The organism is Arthrobacter sp. Bi83, assembly GCF_918698095.1.
In the GTDB taxonomy this organism is placed as follows: Bacteria; Actinomycetota; Actinomycetes; order Actinomycetales; family Micrococcaceae; genus Arthrobacter.
The window spans coordinates 96,269-113,552 of sequence record NZ_CAKKLY010000004.1 but is presented as its reverse complement, the minus strand read 5'-3'; the positions used below and the strand labels follow the sequence as shown (position 1 = coordinate 113,552).

12 protein-coding genes are annotated in these 17,284 nt (G+C 63.7%); 7 read left to right on the top strand and 5 right to left on the bottom strand.

The window, feature by feature from the left end; genetic code table 11:
* The first annotated feature begins 57 nt into the window (after positions 1-57).
* Together LQ144_RS04065 and LQ144_RS04060 are read left to right on the top strand one after the other, a co-directional pair.
* On the top strand, positions 58-360 hold the full coding sequence (locus tag LQ144_RS04065) for a DUF4193 domain-containing protein (RefSeq protein WP_230117282.1): 303 nt from the start codon (positions 58-60) through the stop codon (positions 358-360).
* Positions 361-417: 57 nt separating this feature from the next.
* Positions 418-1,173, top strand: a complete 756-nt coding sequence (locus LQ144_RS04060; protein ID WP_230117281.1) for a lytic transglycosylase domain-containing protein — start codon at positions 418-420, stop codon at positions 1,171-1,173.
* 294 nt (positions 1,174-1,467) lie between these two features.
* Here the strand turns inward: LQ144_RS04060 and LQ144_RS04055 are convergent, their stop codons facing one another.
* Complete coding sequence (locus LQ144_RS04055; RefSeq protein WP_230117280.1) at positions 1,468-2,091, bottom strand: PAS and ANTAR domain-containing protein; 624 nt, start codon at positions 2,089-2,091, stop codon at positions 1,468-1,470.
* Between the two features lie 219 nt (positions 2,092-2,310).
* Between LQ144_RS04055 and LQ144_RS04050 the strand changes: the two genes are divergently transcribed.
* From LQ144_RS04050 to ggt, 4 genes are all read left to right on the top strand, one after another.
* A complete protein-coding gene (locus LQ144_RS04050; protein ID WP_230117279.1) occupies positions 2,311-2,703 on the top strand; it encodes a VOC family protein in 393 nt (130 codons plus the stop codon).
* Between the two features lie 234 nt (positions 2,704-2,937).
* On the top strand, positions 2,938-4,077 hold the full coding sequence (locus tag LQ144_RS04045; RefSeq protein WP_230117278.1) for an acyltransferase: 1,140 nt from the start codon (positions 2,938-2,940) through the stop codon (positions 4,075-4,077).
* A gap of 127 nt (positions 4,078-4,204) precedes the next feature.
* Positions 4,205-5,479, top strand: a complete 1,275-nt coding sequence (locus LQ144_RS04040; RefSeq protein ID WP_230117321.1) for an MFS transporter — start codon at positions 4,205-4,207, stop codon at positions 5,477-5,479.
* Positions 5,480-5,588: 109 nt separating this feature from the next.
* Positions 5,589-7,415, top strand: coding sequence for a gamma-glutamyltransferase (gene ggt / locus LQ144_RS04035; protein WP_230117277.1), 1,827 nt, complete (start codon positions 5,589-5,591; stop codon positions 7,413-7,415).
* 56 nt (positions 7,416-7,471) lie between these two features.
* Here ggt and LQ144_RS04030 read toward each other — a convergent pair whose 3' ends face one another.
* The gene (locus tag LQ144_RS04030) at positions 7,472-8,107 is read right to left on the bottom strand and encodes a LysE family translocator (RefSeq protein WP_230117276.1); all 636 of its coding nucleotides are present in this window, start codon (positions 8,105-8,107) and stop codon (positions 7,472-7,474) included.
* Positions 8,108-8,422: 315 nt separating this feature from the next.
* On the opposite strand from LQ144_RS04030, the gene LQ144_RS04025 reads away from it, so the two are divergent.
* Positions 8,423-10,117, top strand: coding sequence for a multicopper oxidase domain-containing protein (locus LQ144_RS04025; RefSeq protein ID WP_230117275.1), 1,695 nt, complete (start codon positions 8,423-8,425; stop codon positions 10,115-10,117).
* 74 nt (positions 10,118-10,191) lie between these two features.
* On the opposite strand, the gene LQ144_RS04020 is transcribed toward LQ144_RS04025, so the two are convergent.
* From LQ144_RS04020 to LQ144_RS04010, 3 genes are all read right to left on the bottom strand, one after another.
* Positions 10,192-13,404: an efflux RND transporter permease subunit gene (locus tag LQ144_RS04020; RefSeq protein ID WP_290369709.1), complete on the bottom strand. Its 3,213-nt coding sequence runs from the start codon at positions 13,402-13,404 to the stop codon at positions 10,192-10,194.
* Position 13,405: 1 nt separating this feature from the next.
* Positions 13,406-13,765: a hypothetical protein gene (locus LQ144_RS04015; protein ID WP_230117274.1), complete on the bottom strand. Its 360-nt coding sequence runs from the start codon at positions 13,763-13,765 to the stop codon at positions 13,406-13,408.
* Between the two features lie 92 nt (positions 13,766-13,857).
* Positions 13,858-17,013, bottom strand: coding sequence for an efflux RND transporter permease subunit (locus tag LQ144_RS04010; protein ID WP_230117319.1), 3,156 nt, complete (start codon positions 17,011-17,013; stop codon positions 13,858-13,860).
* Positions 17,014-17,284 lie beyond the last annotated feature (271 nt).

Sequence of the window (17,284 nt, the reverse complement as noted above, 5' to 3'; positions counted from 1 at the left end):
AAATGGTGTAAGTTGCATTCCCGTCAGACAAGAACGTCAGAGAAGAGAATGAACCAAGTGGCAACCGATTACGACGAAGTACGATCCGACGTCAAAGAATCTCAGGACAACTCCCTGGAGGCGCTTCAGTCCGCGAACGCCCCGGACGCCCGCAGCGTCGTCCGCGAGCTGGACGAGGCTGACGCCTTGGACGACGCCGTCACCCCGGGCGGAGAGTTCGTCGCCGAGGAACTGGTCGTCCAAGTCGTACCCCAGGCGCAGGACGAATTCACCTGCTACTCCTGTTTCCTGGTCCGGCACCGCTCCCAAATCGCACGCGAGAAGGACGGCCACGCTTACTGCACCGAATGTGAAGGCTAGGCAATGCCGCGGATCGGGCTGCCGGCGCGGTCTTCAGCACTCCGGTATGGGTAGCCCGTGCTCCGTCTGAAGCGACTTGCAGTTTTCAGCGTTTTCGCATTCTGCCTCGCTTCCGGATTCTCCTTCTGGGCGCTCCGCGTGTTCGGCGGGGAGACCGCCCAGGCACAGCCCGCACCGCCACAATCAGAGGCGAAACTCGAGGTGCTGTCCACGAACAGCACTCCTGCCGTCAACATCACCAAGAGCACGATTGACGCCCAGTGGCTCGCCCGGACTGCGGCGGAAACCGGAATACCGGCCCGGGCCCTTCAGGCCTATGCGGCTGCCGCCAGCGGTGCCAACACCACTGCCCCGACGTGCGGGATCGGCTGGAATACGGTGGCAGCCATCGGATTCGTCGAGTCCGCGCACGGAAGTCACGGAGGCGGACGTTTGACGACCACCGGGCAGGCGAGCCGGCCCATTATTGGTCCCAGCCTCAACGGCGATGGTTTCGCCGCCATCGCCGACACAGACGCCGGCGTCCTGGACGGCGACGCTCTCTGGGACCATGCCGTCGGACCGATGCAGTTCATTCCCTCCACCTGGCAGCTGGCAGGGCGCGACGGGAACGGAGACGGCGAAGCCGACCCCCTGAACATCGACGACGCCGCCCTGACTGCCGCTTCGTACCTCTGCGCCGGCGGCCGTGACCTCACCACCGGCCAAGGCTGGACAGACGCCGTCCTCTCTTACAACCAGTCGGATGCCTACGTGCGCCAAGTGAGGGAGCAGGCCAACGCATACGCCACACGGTCGGACCCCCCTAGATGAACCTTGGAGTCATCCCCTCCATTCGGGGCAGTACCGAGACCACCCTCCGTGCTCGGCTCCGCGCTTATCCCAAGATGCACCCGTAAGACTGTGAGTGTCCTGGAGTTGAAGGTACCGCGACCGGAGAACCCCAGAACAGCCGGGTCCGGCGCACTCCCCCCAGTTGCACCGGACCCGGCATCCAAGGACCCGCGCCAGGCTGGGTGGCATGGCGGGCAGCTGGATCGCAGTGGCCGAGAAGATGCCGGTCCTTTCAGTGAGACGTGGTCATCGACGGGCGGTAGGGCTTTCCATCTACGACGGGATGCCCCACCGACGCAGTGTCCGCAGCAGAGCTCCGTGGCCGGCGGCTTGGGTGAGTTCGGATGCGACGGCAGCGAGCTTGGTGTTGGTGTGCTGGCTTCGGGTCGCAAGGATGGAGAAGGCCTTGTCCGACTGGACGTCCAGCAGGCCCATGATGATTCCTTTCGCCTGTTCTATGACAGCCCTGCTGGCGTAGGCGCCGGCGACAGCTGCGCTGGCTGCACGTCCTGCTTCCGCATCCACCGACCTGGTCAGGTCGATCGTGACTCCGTGAATCGGCGTGATCGGCTCACGGCCTTCATATGCTTGTGCCACGGTGAGAACACGGTGCTCGTTCCCCGTGCTGTCGAGGATCCGGTGGAAGGTCGCGCCCTGACCGCCGTAGGAAGAGATGTCCGAGATCAGCCGGCGGACAGGCTCGCGGTCCTCCGCATGTGTGTGCGCCAGGGCCAGCTCGACGGTGGGGACAATCTCCCCGCGCGTGTAGCCGTGGATGGCATACAGGCCGTCAGTCCAGTCGCAGCGCCCGGTGGACACGTCCAGGACGAACGTTCCCGACGGGCATTCGCTCCCTGGTCCGAGTGAAAAGGAGTAGGTCTCCCGTTTGTGCTCCATGCCGACTCTCCAATAGGTGATGGAACCGCCGGGCCCCTGCAGAGGACGGAGGGCCCGGCGCCTGGTCGATCAGTTCATGGGGTGCGCTTCCCGACCAGATACTGAGAGTCTGGTGGGAGGAACCTAGAGATAACCGGTAAACCTTGGAGGCCGCCCTGCCGACAGTTCCCGCCGCGTGATCATCGCCCCTGCGTGGCAGTCTCGGGTACTGTGAGGCTCATGGAGATGAGCCTCGAGGTCGTACAAGTACCGGTTACTGACGTGGACAAAGCTAAGTCGTTCTACACAGACCAGCTCGGTTTCGCCCTGGACCACGATGTTGAATACATACCCGGCATCAGGGTTGTCCAGCTCACGCCACCCGGCTCCGCCACGTCCATAGTCATCGGCACGGGAATGACCAGCATGGCCGCAGGCAGCCTGGAAGGCCTGCAGCTCGTGGTCGCCGATATGGAATCGACACGGGCTGAGCTACTCCGGCGGGGAGCGGTAATCAGCGACGTTCAGGACATGGGCGGTATCGCCTTCGCGTTCTTCAGTGACCCTGATGGCAACCGCTGGGTCATTCAGGAAAAGACGCCGCCGGACGTTAAGGAAGCCTTCCAGCGCTAGGCGCAGGGTTCTTACGTGGCGACGACGGCCGCCTTGGACTCCACCGAAGACCGCTGCGTGCGCAGCCATGGTCGATGACTTGACGGGGGTCAGGGTTCGTCCAGCGACATCGGGGATACTTGGAAGAGGCGCGGGACTGGCGTCTTCAATCACAGTCACGTCAGGAGACAGGGTCGGATGGTGCCTCGGTCCGGCTGAAGGTGGAACCGGCAGGCTAGAGGCTCCGGAGGTTATATGACGTTGCTACGTGGAGGAACGGCCGCGGCGGCCACCCAGCGAGGTGCAGAGCGCCCGAGGCTGGAGGGCCTGGACGTTCTTCGCGGTGCCGCAGTTGGTGCCGTTCTGTTTGGACATTCGTGGCCCGGTGTGTTTGAAGGTGCCGGCATCGTCGGTGTCATTGTCTTCTTCGTGCTGAGCGGCTACCTGATCACGGGCGTGCTGGTCAGGGATGTCGAACGGCATCGCAAAATCCGTTACGGCCGCTTTTACGCACACCGGGCCTTCCGCCTGTTGCCGGCGCTCATAGCCTTCCTGAGCGTCTACGCCATCGTGGAACTCACGGCAGACGTGCTTGGGGACCGGTCCAAAGGAATCATCGGCTATACCCTCCTCACCGGTTTCGGCTATCTCAAGGACTTACCGCTGCCCTTCGATGTCAGCATGGCCATCGGACCGCTTTGGACGCTGGCCGTGGAAGAACAGTTCTATCTGGTCTGGCCGGCTCTGCTGGTGTTCGCCCTGCGGCGTAACCGCCAGGGCCGGCTGATCGGCTGGTCTGCCGCCGTCGTCGTTTCCGTCATGACGGCGAGTGTGCTGGCGATGCTGGTCCTGGCTCCGCAGCTTCACTCCTTGGTCTACGCGCTGCCGACGACGTGGGGTCTCGGGCTTATCGTTGGTTCGGCGCTGCGCCTGTACAGGGTGCATGTCTTTCGCTGGTTCTCCGGCCGCAGGCTCAGGCTGGCGGCCCTGCTCGTCGCGGTCCTTGTCCTGGCGCTGCTGATGTTCTTCTCCAAGGCCAACGAAACGCCAGCCTTCTTCTTCGTCGGGGGCCCGCTGGCCATGGCCGGCGCGGCCGTCCTCGTGGTGCTGGCCGCCTCCCGTACCCGTGCGATGCCGACGTGGACGCGCGCATTGCAAGGGCTGGGCACAGTTTCCTACGCCGCGTACCTGTGGAACTATGTCGTCATTCTCTGGCTCAATGGCGGATCGACAGCCAACCTCCCGCCGTTGGTGGCTGTGTCGGCGATCCTGCTGACCCTGCTGCTCGCGGTCGTCAGCTGGCACACCGTCGAAAGGCTGGGACGCATCGCGCGAGATCGCTTCGACAGCCACTATCCGGACAGCTGCGGCGGCGTCGAGGACCGACTCGGCTAGGACCGAGGCCTTGGACTGGACGAGCACCACCATCGCCCCTGCGCTTGCATCCGCTCTGGCGGGCTCCGACAATCGAGACGAGAATGGATTCGTGCTCCCCCCTCGCCCTGGCGGGGACGGCGACGCGATGAACGCCGGCGCCCGCAAGACTCAGCGCGTCTACCTCACGCTGACGCTGGGCAACACCCTTGCGGCCTCCTTCATCTGGGGAATCAACACGCTTTTCCTGCTGGATGCAGGACTTAGCAACCTCGAAGCCTTTGCCGCCAACGCCTTTTTCACAGCTGGCATGGTGCTGTTCGAGGTGCCCACCGGCGTGGTTGCCGATGGGTGGGGGCGACGCGTTTCATTCCTGCTCGGCACGGTGACACTGGCCATCTCGACCTACCTGTACTACCTGCTCTGGCAGGTCTCCGCCCCATTCTGGTGGTGGGCTGTGGTGTCGGTCCTGCTAGGCCTGGGCTTCACGTTCTTTTCGGGTGCGGTCGAGGCCTGGCTCGTCGACGCGTTGCGCTTCTCAGGGTACGAAGGCGGGCTGGAGACGGTGCTTGGGCGCGGGCAGATGGTGTCGGGGGTCGCGATGCTCGCCGGTTCGGTGGCAGGCGGTGTGATCGCGCAGGCCACCAACCTGGGCGTGCCGTTTCTGCTGCGCGTGGGGGTGCTGGCGGCCATGTTCGCCGTGGCCTTTTGGCTCATGCACGATATCGGGTTCACGCCCGAACGCTCGACCCATCCTCTCCAGGCCACCCGTGCCGTGCTCTCCGCCTCGATTGAAAGCGGTCTAAAGAATCCCCCGGTGCGTTACGTGATGCTGGCCGCGCCGTTCAGCGCCGGCGTCGGTATCTACGTGTTCTACGCCCTCCAGCCGTTCCTGCTTGAGCTCTTCGGCGACCCGCACGCGTACTCCGTGGCGGGTCTGGCGGCGGCAATCGTGGCTGGAGGGCAGGTACTAGGCGGTTGGATGGCGCCCCACATCCGCCGCCTCGTGCGCAAACGCACGACCGTTCTGATTCTGAGCAGCATCCTTGGCGCATTGATTCTGGTCGTGCTCGGGTTCACCCAGGTGTTCTGGGTCGCCCTGGCGCTGTTGGCACTTTGGGCTGTGGTCGCCTCGGCGGGTACGCCGGTGCGGCAGGCCTACCTGAACGACATGATCGCCTCGAAGCAGCGGGCAACGGTACTTAGCTTCGACTCGCTCATGGGATCAAGCGGCGGCGTGGTGGTGCAGCCGCTGCTCGGCCGGGCGGCAGATGTGTACGGCTACGCCGCCTCGTTGGCGATCGGCGGCGTTGTCGAGTTGATCGCGGTGCCGTTCCTGCTGGCGAGCCGTCAGCAGCATCCCCAGGCCGACCAGTCCGCAGACTCGACCAGCGCGTCGACAGCGGAATCCCCGCCGTCGTAGAACCTCGGAAGTTGCCAGTTCCGCGGCCCACCGCGGTGTTGAGTGTCACTCCCCGGCGGAGTAGCGTTGCAGTACCGTCAACTCGCATCACCCTGACTTGGGAGCCACCATGCCCTATGTGAGCCGTCGACTGGCTGCCCTCACGGCGGCCCTGGCAATGACAGTGACAAGCGGCGCCGTCACCAGCCCCGCGTTCGCCGATCCGCGGCAGACCGACAAGACCGCGACCGCCACCGGGTACGGCGGCGCGGTGAGCACCGTGGACCCGGAGGCATCTGCCGCGGCGATCGATGTCCTCCGCGAGGGCGGCAACGCGGCGGACGCCGCCGTCGCAGCCGCCGCGACGCTTGGCGTGACCGAGCCCTACAGCGCTGGGATCGGCGGGGGCGGCTACTTCGTGTTCTACAACGCCAAGACCGGCCGTGTGGGCACGATTGACGGCCGCGAGACCGCACCGGCAGCGATGCCGCACAACGCGTTCATCGACCCCAAGACCGGCAAGCCGTACAATTTCACGCCCGAACTCGTCACGAGTGGCGTCTCTGTCGGCGTCCCCGGCACACCGGCCACGTGGGAGCGCGCACTCGACCGCTGGGGCACTTTGGACCTGGACGATGCCCTCAAGCCCGCCATCAAGGTCGCGACCCGCGGCTTCGTCGTCGACGACACGTTCCGCCAGCAGACTCTCGACAACAAGCTCCGCTTCAACGCGTTCACCTCGACGCGCAGCCTCTTCCTCCCCGGCGGCGACGCGCCCGCCGTCGGCAGTGTCTTCAAGAACCCCGACCTCGCCCGGACGTACCGGTTCCTCGCGGACAAGGGGATGCGGGGCTTCTACCGCGGCCCGCTCGCCGCGGAAATCGCGGCCACAGTGCAGGCTCCGCCGAAGACGGCGGCCACGAAGCTGCCCATCCCGGCCGGCCACATGACGACGGCGGATCTCGCAGCCTACCGCGCCCTAGACCAGGCGCCCACGCACGTGGAATACCGCGACCTGGACGTCTACGGCATGGCGCCGTCGAGCAGCGGAGGCACGACGGTCGGCGAGGCGCTGAACATCCTGGAGCCCTTCAACCTTGCGGGGATGTCCACGCCCGACGCCCTCCACCACTATCTCGAGGCGAGTGCACTCGCCTTCGCGGACCGCGGCAAGTATGTGGGGGACCCGGCGTTTACCGACGTTCCTACTGCCGCCCTCACTGACCCGCTTTTCGGCAAGGAGCGCGCGTGCCGGATCAACCCGAAGAAAGCGGCCGCGAAGCCCGTCGCGGCAGGTGACGTGTCCACGTACGACGGCGTGTGCCCGGCTGCCGCCGCGGCCCTCGCTGACGATAAGGACACCGAGAACATCTCGACAACCAACATGACGGTCGCCGACAAGTGGGGCAACGTGGTCGAGTACACCCTCACGATCGAGCAGACCGGCGGGTCCGGGATCGTGGTGCCCGGCCGCGGATTCCTGCTCAACAACGAGCTGACCGACTTCTCGACCGTGTATGACCCGAAGGACCCGAACCGGATTGAGGCGGGAAAGCGTCCTCGCTCTTCGATGTCCCCGACCATCATCCTCGAGGACGGCGAGCCATTCCTCGCGCTCGGCTCGCCCGGCGGATCGACGATCATCACTACGGTCCTTCAGACCATCCTGAACAGGGTTGATCTGCACATGAGCATCGCCGGGGCCATCGCGGCACCGCGCGCCTCGCAGCGGAACACGGCCCAGGTTACGGCCGAGCCGCAGTTCATCACCGCCTACGGAAAGCAGCTGAAACCCTACGGTCATCAGCTCACAAAGTCTGGTGACGCGTTCACCTCGGCAGCAGAGATCGGCGCGGCGACCGCCATCGAATTCAAACCCGACGGGAGAATGGTCGCCGCGGCTGAGCCCGTTAGGCGCGGGGGCGGCTCGGCGATGGTGCTCAAACCCTCGAGGTGAGGTCCGCGCGGTACCAAGGTGAAGCCCGGACCACTCGGCGGGTTCTGGGGTCGGAGCTATCCCTTGGTGCCGGTCAGGGCCAGGGTGCCCCCGAGGCCGATCATGATCACTCCGCCGGTAGTGCTGACCGCGGCGACTCGGCGCGGCGAGCGCGCGAACCATTGCCTGGCCGTGCCGGCGGCGACGGCCCAGATGCTGTCCGAGACGAGGGCGATCGCCAGGAACGTGGCGCCGAGCATGGCGAGCTGGAGCGGGATGGCGCCCGCGGCATGGTCCACGAACTGAGGGAGTACCGCGACGAAGAACACGACCGATTTGGGGTTGGTGGCTCCCACGAGGAAGCCTTCCCGAAGGATTCGCCGGGTGGAGGCGGAACGTAATGGATCCGGCCCGGCCGACCGTCCCCGGCGTTTCCTGACCGCTTGGATGCCGAGGTAAACGAGGTATGCAGCTCCGGCCAATCTGATGACCGTGAAAAGGACCAGCGACTGCGCCAGCACCACGCCGAGGCCCAGCGCCACGGTTGCGACCTGCAGAAGTTCACCGGCGGCGTTGCCCAGGACGCTGAGCAGGCCGCCGCGCCTACCCAAAGCAAGCGACCGTCCAATGACAAACAGGACACTCGGGCCGGGGACGGCAATCAGCAGCGCGGCGACAACGGCAAAGGCCAGCAGATTCGTCACAGGGACCATGCCTGATCTTAACTCCGGGTGGCGTCACGCAACCAGCCACCATCCCTGGCGGGTGCGGGCATCAGGCGCGGAGGCCGCGACACTCTCCGTCCCGTGCCCACATGGATGCTGCCGTGCCGGTTCGTCAACGCCTCATTTGGGTTGACGCGCAGTCACGAACGCCAACGCTTCCATGGTTTTCCCAACGTGTCCGGCGAACACTTGAGTCGTTGCAACTCAGGTCTCTGCACCTCCAGGGGGGAAGGCGGACTCGTGGCTTTCGGTCGCGGGCCCGCTGTATGTCAAGATACACAATCCCAATGTCTGGAGGAGACGATGACGTCTCGCAGGGAAGTACTGAGGCTGGGGGTGGTGGGCGCTGCGGCCATGACCGGGGCAGCGTCGGCTGGCGGGGCTGAGCCGGCGGCGACCACACAGGATATCAACCGGAGCCAGCTCGCACCGCAGAACACGCCAGTCCCGTATAGGGCAACCTTCCGGCGGCCGCCCGAGCTCGTGCCTTTTCAGCGGGGCTTCGACGGCGGCGACCCCAAGCGACCTTTCGAGCGCTACGCTCTCACCCAGAAGCTCGGACAGGCTCACATGCTGCCGGGCCTCACCAGCACTGTGGCCGGGTACAACGGAATCTTCCCGGGTCCCACCATCCGGGCCAAGCAGGGCACCCGGATCGAGGTGCGGATCCGCAATGCGTTCCCGCAGCAGGGGCTGCTCCAACCGGGGACATTCAGCACCTCCACGCACCTGCACGGCTCGGCTTCCCTGCCCCAGTACGACGGCTATGCGAATGACATCACCGTTCCCGGCTTCTTCAAGAATTACCACTATCCCAACAGGCAGGCGGCCCGCACGCTTTGGTACCACGACCACAAGCACCACATCACTGCCCAGAATGTGTATTCAGGACTGGCCGCGTTCTACCCGCTGACGGACCGTTTTGAGCGGGCGCAGCTGCCGCAAGGTGAGTTCGACGTGCCGCTGATGCTTTCCGACGCACTGTTCCAGTCGGACGGCTCGCTCGGGTACAACGACAACGGCCAAAAGGGGCTGTGGGGTGACGTAATCCTGGTCAACGGGGTGCCGTGGCCGACCATGAAGGTCAAGCCGCGCATTTACCGTTTCCGCGTGCTCGACGCATCGATCTCACGCTCCTACCGGCCGACCCTCTCCAACGGTGAACCCGTCCACATCGTTGCCACCGATGCCGGCATGACGCCGGTGGTCCAGGCCGTTGCGTCATGGCGAATGGGTACTGCGGAGCGCACCGAAATCCTGATCGACTTCCGCAAGTACAGGCCCGGGCAGACGGTTGACCTGCGCAACCTCAGCAACAAGAACAACATCGACTTTGCCAACACGGGCAAGATCATGCGGTTCCAGGTGGTGGCCGATTCGGGCTCCCGGGCAGGGTCCATCTCGTCCATCCCGTCGAGGCTCGACGGCGGGGGGTCACCCACCGCGTCCCGGGGCGGCATCGACACGATGAGCCTGACCCCGCAGATGGCCACGGTGAAGAGGCAGCTCAGGTTCGAGCGCCAGAACGGCCAGTGGAGCATCAACGGGGTCCTGTGGGACGACGTGGAAAGGTCCGGATTCACCAAGTTGTTCGGCAACCCGCAGCCCTTCGCCGTCGAGCAATGGACCATCATTAACCAATCCGGAGGATGGTTCCACCCGGTACACATCCATCTGATTGACGCCAAAATCATCGCCCGCAACACCAACGGCGGCAAACCCTTCGCCTGGGAAGGCGGCCCCAAGGACGTCTTCTACGCCGGCGAGAACGAGTCCATCACCACGCTGATGCAGTTCGACGCCACCGCGCAGGAGGGAGGGCGGTACATGATCCACTGCCACAACCTGGTACACGAGGACCACGACATGATGTTTCAGTACGCGGTGGCTAATTTGCGGACCAACGACCCAATCACCGCTGACCCGCCCAAGCATGACCCCCTGCCCGCGAACGCCTTCCCACCGGTGTACCGGCCGCTTTTTCCTGCAGGGACATGAGTTAAATCCATGACTGGGAGTTCGCTCCCGCGTCCGGAGTGGTCTGAGTTGACCACTCCGTACGCCGGGATGCACTAACCGGACGTGCCGGGTTGATCTGGATTCTCCACACCGACAGTAGCTACGCGTCGGGACCTCAGGAAGGGCAGCGCCGACACCTTCGTTCCGTCCCGCCGGGTGCCACCGTGGCTTGGCCGTGCCTTGGCGAAGCGGAGATAAAGGGATGGAACGATGAACAGGTTGAGGAGGGTGGAGGTAAGGAGGCCGCCAAGGATGACGACGGCCATGGGATGTTCGATTTCGTGGCCGGGGATGTTGCCCATGACGACCAGGGGCACCAGTGCCAACCCGGTGGCGAGGGTGGTCATGAGGATCGGTGAGAGTCTTTCTCCTGCGCCGCGCAGCACGAGCGCCCGGCTGAATGCTTCGCCCTCGTTCCGTTCCAGATGCTGGCAGTGGCTGATGAGCAGGATGCCGTTTCGCGCTGCGATGCCCATCACGGTAAGGAAGCCAACGAGCGATCCGAGTGAGAGGACACCGCCCGTGAAGTATGCGGCGAACACTCCGCCGACGAGCGCTATTGGAAGGGTCAGAAGGGCGAGTACGGCCAGCCGCCAGCTCCGGAAGGAGGTCTGCAGAAACAGGAGGATCAGCAGGATCGCGGCGATGGCGAAAATCGTCAGTCGTTCGGTGGCCGCCTGTCGTTCAGTGTATTCACCGAGCAGCTGGATGCTGTAGCCGGCCGGCAGGTCAAGGCCCTGCAGGCGGTCCTGCAACTGGGTGACGACCTGTCCCAGGTCTGCTCCGCTGTCGATGAATGATCCGACCTCGACCCGGCGGGATCCGTTGGTGCGGTCGATGAGGTTCGGGGTCGGCTGCACGCTGACCGCTGCGACGTCGGCCAGTCGGACGTGCGACCCGGCAGGTGTATCGATCGGGAGGTCCTGAATGCTGGTGACGCTGGCGCGGGTTTCGGGGGTGCTCCAGACCTGGACGTCGTAGGCCCTGCCATCCCGGAAGACGTCGCCGACTTCCTCTCCGGCTACGAGGGTCGCGGCCGCGCGTCTGACGTCGCCGGGTTTCAGGCCGTACTTCTTGGCTGCTTCGAGATTTACCTTGACGGTAATCTGCGGAACTTCGACTTCCAGGGAGACATGGGGTTCGTCGGTTCCCTGAATTCCGTCCATCAGCTCCTTGATTTTTTGGGCTTGTTCACGCAGCACGTTGAGGTCATCGCCATAGACACGGACGAGGATGGGTTCGCTGGCGCCGGTGATGACCTCTTCGATTCTCTCCTTCAGATATGTCTGCACGTCACGGTGAAGGCCAGGGTAACCGTCAACAACTTCTTGGACTGCTGCAACCGTCTTTTCATAGTCGGCGTGGCGGTCGATGCTGATCCAGTTTTCACCGGCGTTGACGCCGACTATTTCGTCTGCCTGGAATGCCTGTCCAATGTGTGATCCACAATTAAGCACCCCGGGTACTTTAAGCAATGCATCGCAGCCCCTTTGAGCGATCCGGTATTCCTCTGCCACCGAGGTGCCGGGCTCGGCGACCCAGTGCATCAGGAAGTCCCGTTCCTTGAATGTGGGGAACAAGGACTGGCCCAGCAAGGGAGCGATCGCCAGTCCCGTGAGCGCCAGGGCACCGAAACCCGCATAGCCGTAGCGGGGCCGGTTCATGATCCGGGACAGGACCGTGTGGTATCCGCGCTTGAGTACGCGGACCAGCGGCGGTTCGCGCTCCTCTAGTTTGGCCCTGCCCAACAGAATCAGGGCCAGCGCCGGGGTGACAGTCAGCGCGACCAGCATTGAAGCCAGGACCGCGAGTGTGTAGGAGACGGCCAGCGGCCTGAAGAAGACGCCGGTCAGTCCGTTCAGGAAGAAGATGGGTAGGGAAGCCACAACAATGATCAAGGTTGCGTAGACAATGGGACTGCGCATTTCAAGCGAGGCTTTCAGGACCACGGAAGCCGTTGGTTCGTCGCTGCCGCGGGCGCGGTGCTGTCGTAGCCGGCGCATGATGTTTTCGACGTCGATGATCGCGTCGTCGACGACAACTCCGACGGCGATGACCAGCCCGGCGAGGACCATGGTGTTGATCGCACTGGCTGTGAAGTAGAGGACGAGTGCCGCCGTCAGCAAGGAGAGGGGAATGGCGACAAGGCTGATCAGGGCGGTGCGCCATTGGAAGAGGAACGCGCTGAGAATCATCACCACCAACAGACAGCCAAGGAGCAGGGCGAGGCTGAGGTTGGAAATAGCCTCCTCGATAAAGCTCGCCGGCCGGAAGATGGTGGTGTCAAAGCTGATGCCGCTCATGCCTGGTTGGAGCTCGTGAAGGGCTTCCTCGACTCCCTTGGTCACATCCAGGGTGTTCCCCCAGGGAAGCTTTTCGACGATGAGCATGAGTCCGTGGCCGTTGTTGATGACGGCGTCACCGATAAGCGGCTGGTGATCTTCGACGACCCGGGCAACATCACTCAGGTGCAGCGCGACGCCGTCCTTCTCGCGGATGGTGATCCGGGCCAGATCAGCGGGGCTGGTGATCGGCTGGACATGCCGGACGCTCATCCGCTGATTTGGGGTGCCGACGAAGCCGCCCGTCCCGATGAATTTCCCGGGGGAGTATTGGAGCAGCCCCGCGTCCACGGCCCCCGCAGTGACTTCCATGACTTGGTTGAGAGTGACTTTTTCGGCCTTGAGCCGCTCCGGTTGGACCTGGACCTGGAGCATCTGGAGTCGTTCGCCCCAGATGGCGACGTTGGCTACGCCCGGGACCCGGAGTATCCGCGCCCGGATGTCCCAGTAAGAGAGCATGGACATTTCGATCAAGGACCGGCTGGAGGAGGTCATGCCGATTTTCATGACGCGGCTCGTCGAAGAAAGCGGCTGCAGCATTACCGGGGGGGCGGCCCATGTCGGCAGCGCTGAGGTCACCGCGGCCATGCGCTCGGCTACCAGTTGGCGCGCGTTGAGCAGGTCGGTGCCCTGTTTGAAGACCAGCAGAATCGAGGACAGCTGGGGCACGGATTTCGACCGCAGTTCGTCCAGGCCGGGCATGCCGCTGAGGGAGGCCTCGATGGGCACGCTGACCAGTTCTTCAACTTCTTGCGCGGTCAAACCCAGGCAGGCAGTCTGAATTTCGACACGTGGAGGCGCGAATTCAGGAAAGACATCTATGGACGCTCCGCTTAGCTGGAGGGAACCCAGCAGCATGATGACGCTGGCCAAGGCAACGACTATTGTCCTGAATTTGAGGCTGATTCCTATGATCCACCTCATGCTAGTGGGCCGTATCCAACTCTGCGCCGAGCAGTTCCTCGGCTCCCAAGGTGACTACGGTAGTGCCGGGCGCCGGGCCGTCAGCCAGCCGGGCGATCTGCCCGTCGATGCGCTCGACGGTCACGGAGCCGCGAACGTAGACCAGGGGCTCGGGATTCGTGTAGACCCAGGTCTTTCCCTGGCTGTCATACAGGATCGCCTCGTAGGGGACACTGAGCTTCTTGCTCTTCGGGTCGGCACTCACCGTGCTCGTCTCCAGCCCGATGTTCCTGACGGCTTGCTCAGTCAGAGTGACCTTGCTGAGGTCTGTTCCCGGCACAGTTTCCAGGCGCGCAGCGGCGTCCCCGGTCGCAGTCTCCACCGGCGGCTGGCTGCAGCCCGGCAAACATAATGCCACGAGGACCAAGATGATCAGAACGAAAAGGCTGCGCTCACGAGGAGCATTTAATGGACTCATGATGCATTCCGGCTTTCAGGCCTCGACAGGGGGTTGCCGTTGATCCGGCGGCTCACTGCGCGATCAGGCGCGAAGCGTAGCAGCACGGCGGGCAGGACAAAGAGAACGAAGAGCGTCGTTGTCAGCAGCCCGCCCCAGATGATGACGGCTAGCGGCAGCATGATCTCCGCGCCGGTCGTACCACCGAACAGAACCAGCGGAAGGACAGCCAGACCCGTCATCAAGGCAGACCCGAGGGTCGGCCGTAGCCGGTCCCGCGCTGCCCGGACGACCAGTTCAGCCCCCGTGGCGGTCTCGCGCCCGGACTGAAGTTGTCGGACCCTGGCTGCGAGAAGAAGAGAGCTCCGGGCCGCAATTCCGAGGACTGCCGAGAATGCGACGAGCGAAATCAAGGAGTTGATCCCGCCGGCAGCGAAGGCCGCAAGGACGCCTCCGGAGAGGGAAACGATCAGTCCCAGGAAGACAGCAGCTGCGAGCCGCCACCCTCCCAGAGCTGTCTGGAGCAGGACCAGGATGCCGAAGGCAGCGATTGCCGCCAGCAGCCCCAGCCAACGGAAATTGTTTTGCTGCTGTTCGTACTGGGTGAGGATCTCGGCATGGTAGGACAGCGGGAACTGGATCTGCTGCAAGCTCCTGTTAATGTCCTGTTGCACGTCATTCAACCCGCGCCCCTGAATGTCAGCCTTCACGTCTACGCGCCGGGACGTGCCGTCGTGGAGTATCACCGCTTCGTTTCCCACAACACTGACCTTGGCTACGTCGCCCAGACGCACATGTCCGCCCTTGGGGGTATCGATCAGCAGCTCGCGGACGCTCGTCAGGCTGTTCCGGGTCGACGGCGTTCCTTTCACCACTACAGAGAAGACCTTCTGCTGTTCATAGACGTTGCCCACGTCGATGCCCTGAAGCAAAGCGGCAGCCGCACGTCGCACTTCCCCGGGTATCACGCCCGCCTTCTGTGCTGCGGCAAGATCAACCTTGACCTCGACGATTGGCTGTTCGTTGGGGGCGTCGATATGCGGATTCACTACACCAGCGGTGCGCGCGAGGATCTGCCGCACCTCCTCTGCCTTCTGACGGATGGTAGTTATGTCCACCCCGTACACCCGGACCGCGAAGCCGGAATCAGCGGCTTCCCGGATCTGGTCAATTTTCTGCTGGGTGTAGGTCGAGACTTTGGCCGTAAGACCCGGATACCCCTCGACAATCTTCTGGACCGTGTCTGCCGTGTCACGGTAGGACGCGTCCGGAGCCACCGTCACCCAAAGTTCCCCGGAACCGACGTCCCCCACCTGGTCTGAAGTAATAGCCCGTCCGACCTCTGCTCCGACGTTTGAGACTCCAGGCAGCGCCCTGAGTTCACGCACGGCCGTCTCAGTGATCCGGCTCATTTCCTGGTCCGATGTGCCCGACAAAGCGTTCCACTGAACCACCAGTGTCTTGTCCGCGAGCACCGGCACCACAGGCTGGTTCGAGGCCAGCTGCGGGGCTAGTGCAAGCCCCGCCACAGCAATCACCGCGGCAGCTACGAACACCCACCCGGTTTTGCCCGCCCCTCGCGACAGAAGACGGCCGTACCGAATACGAAGACGCTTCATCGCCGGCCCTTCCCGTCTCGGGGAGGAGCCGATCGGCAGGACGAACACCAGTGCAGCGGTAACAGTCAGCGCCAACACCATGGCGACCGCCAGAGCGAGCAGATAGGAAAGGACAAGGGGTCCGAACATCGCACCGTTCTCGCCTGGCACAAAGAGCGCCGGGATGACACTCAGTACCATAATCAACAACGAGTAGAGTAGAGGCGTGCGAACTGCCTGCAATGAACCTGCCACCAAGGCGTCACGCGCTTCTCCGGCATCGGCTCCACCGGACATCCGGTAGGCCTGGATGGTGCCACTAAGGTCTTCAGCGATATCTCCCACAATGACCACCAAGGCGAGGATCATGCCGGCCAGGACCATGGTGTTCAACCCGGCGCCGCGCAGGGAGAGCAGCAGAGCCGCGGCGGTCAGTGACACTGGAATAGTGATCAGGCTGATGAGCGCTGTGCGCCAGGATCGGAAGAACGCGCCAAACATTGCAGCTATCAGCACTAGCGTGATCAATAGCGCGACGCCGAGGGTGCCGACCTCCTCCTGGATAAATGAAGCCTGCCGGTACACTGTGGTGTCGATCGTAACGCCGGGCAAACCGGGCTGGAGTGCGTGCAGTGTCTCATCGACGCCGCGGGTGACGTCCATCGTGTTCGTTTCCGGGAACTTCTCGATCACCAGCAGAAGTTCGGCATCCTGGCCAGGCTCCGCGTCACCGATCAACGGTTGATGATCCGTCTCGACCCGGGCGACATCCCCAAGAAGCAGTTTTCCGGACGGGCCCTGGAGACTGACTTTCCCCAGGTCCAAGGGAGTCGTTATGGGCAGGACATGCTGGACTCCGAGGCGCTGGTGCCCCGTCTCCAGGAAACCGCCTGTGCCCGGTGTCGAAGCTTCCAGGAAGGTTAAAGGGGACACCCACACGGAGTTACCGGTGGTCCGGATCACTTGGTCGAGTGTCACGCCCTTGGCCTGAAGCTTCTCGGGATCCACCAGGACCTGCAACTGCTGGTCGCGCAGGCCCCAGATGGAGACGTTTGCAACCCCGGGTACGGCCAGGAGCCCGGGCTTCATCGTCCACCGGGCCAGGACGGACATCTCGATGGCAGACATCTGCTTAGACGTGAGACGAACCATCATGACACGGCTAGTGGATGACAGTGGCTGCATCAGGACAGGAGCCGCCGAGACGTTCGGCAGGGCCCGCGCTTGGGTTAAACGCTCCGCGACAAGCTGACGCGCCCTGAAGATGTCGGTCCCGGGCTGGAAGACCATTTGGATCGAGGAAAGACCCGGAACCGACTTGGACCGGATTGCCTCCACCCAGGCCACACCGTTCAGCAAGTCGGCCTCCATGGGGGAGGTGATCAGCTGCTCAACCTCGGCAGCAGACAACCCCAGGGCTTCCGTCTGAATCTCAACCTGCGGTGGGGCGAATTCCGGGAATGCATCCACCGACATGGCTGGCAAACTTGTGAATCCAAAACCCAGGATTCCCGCTGCCAGAACGAGGACCAATAGCCGGAACTGCAGTACCCAACGGAGCACGGCGGCCATCATGACCGGCACGCTGCTGACTCTGGGGCCGGACCTTGGACAGACTTGCGGCGGCGTCTATGGTGTCGTCGGCAATCAGGCTGAACCGGACCTATGAATCGTCGTGTTTGAGCATTCAGAATTCCGCTCAAACCGGATGTGGGGAAATCCCCGCAGACTGGTGCTGTGAAACTGTAGCTGGCCACGGCGCGGCTCCTTTGCCTAAATGCCTAGCGCCCCCAGCCGTCGTCTAGGAGAATAATGGCCCTGTAGCACGCCGGCGTCAATCCCTTGG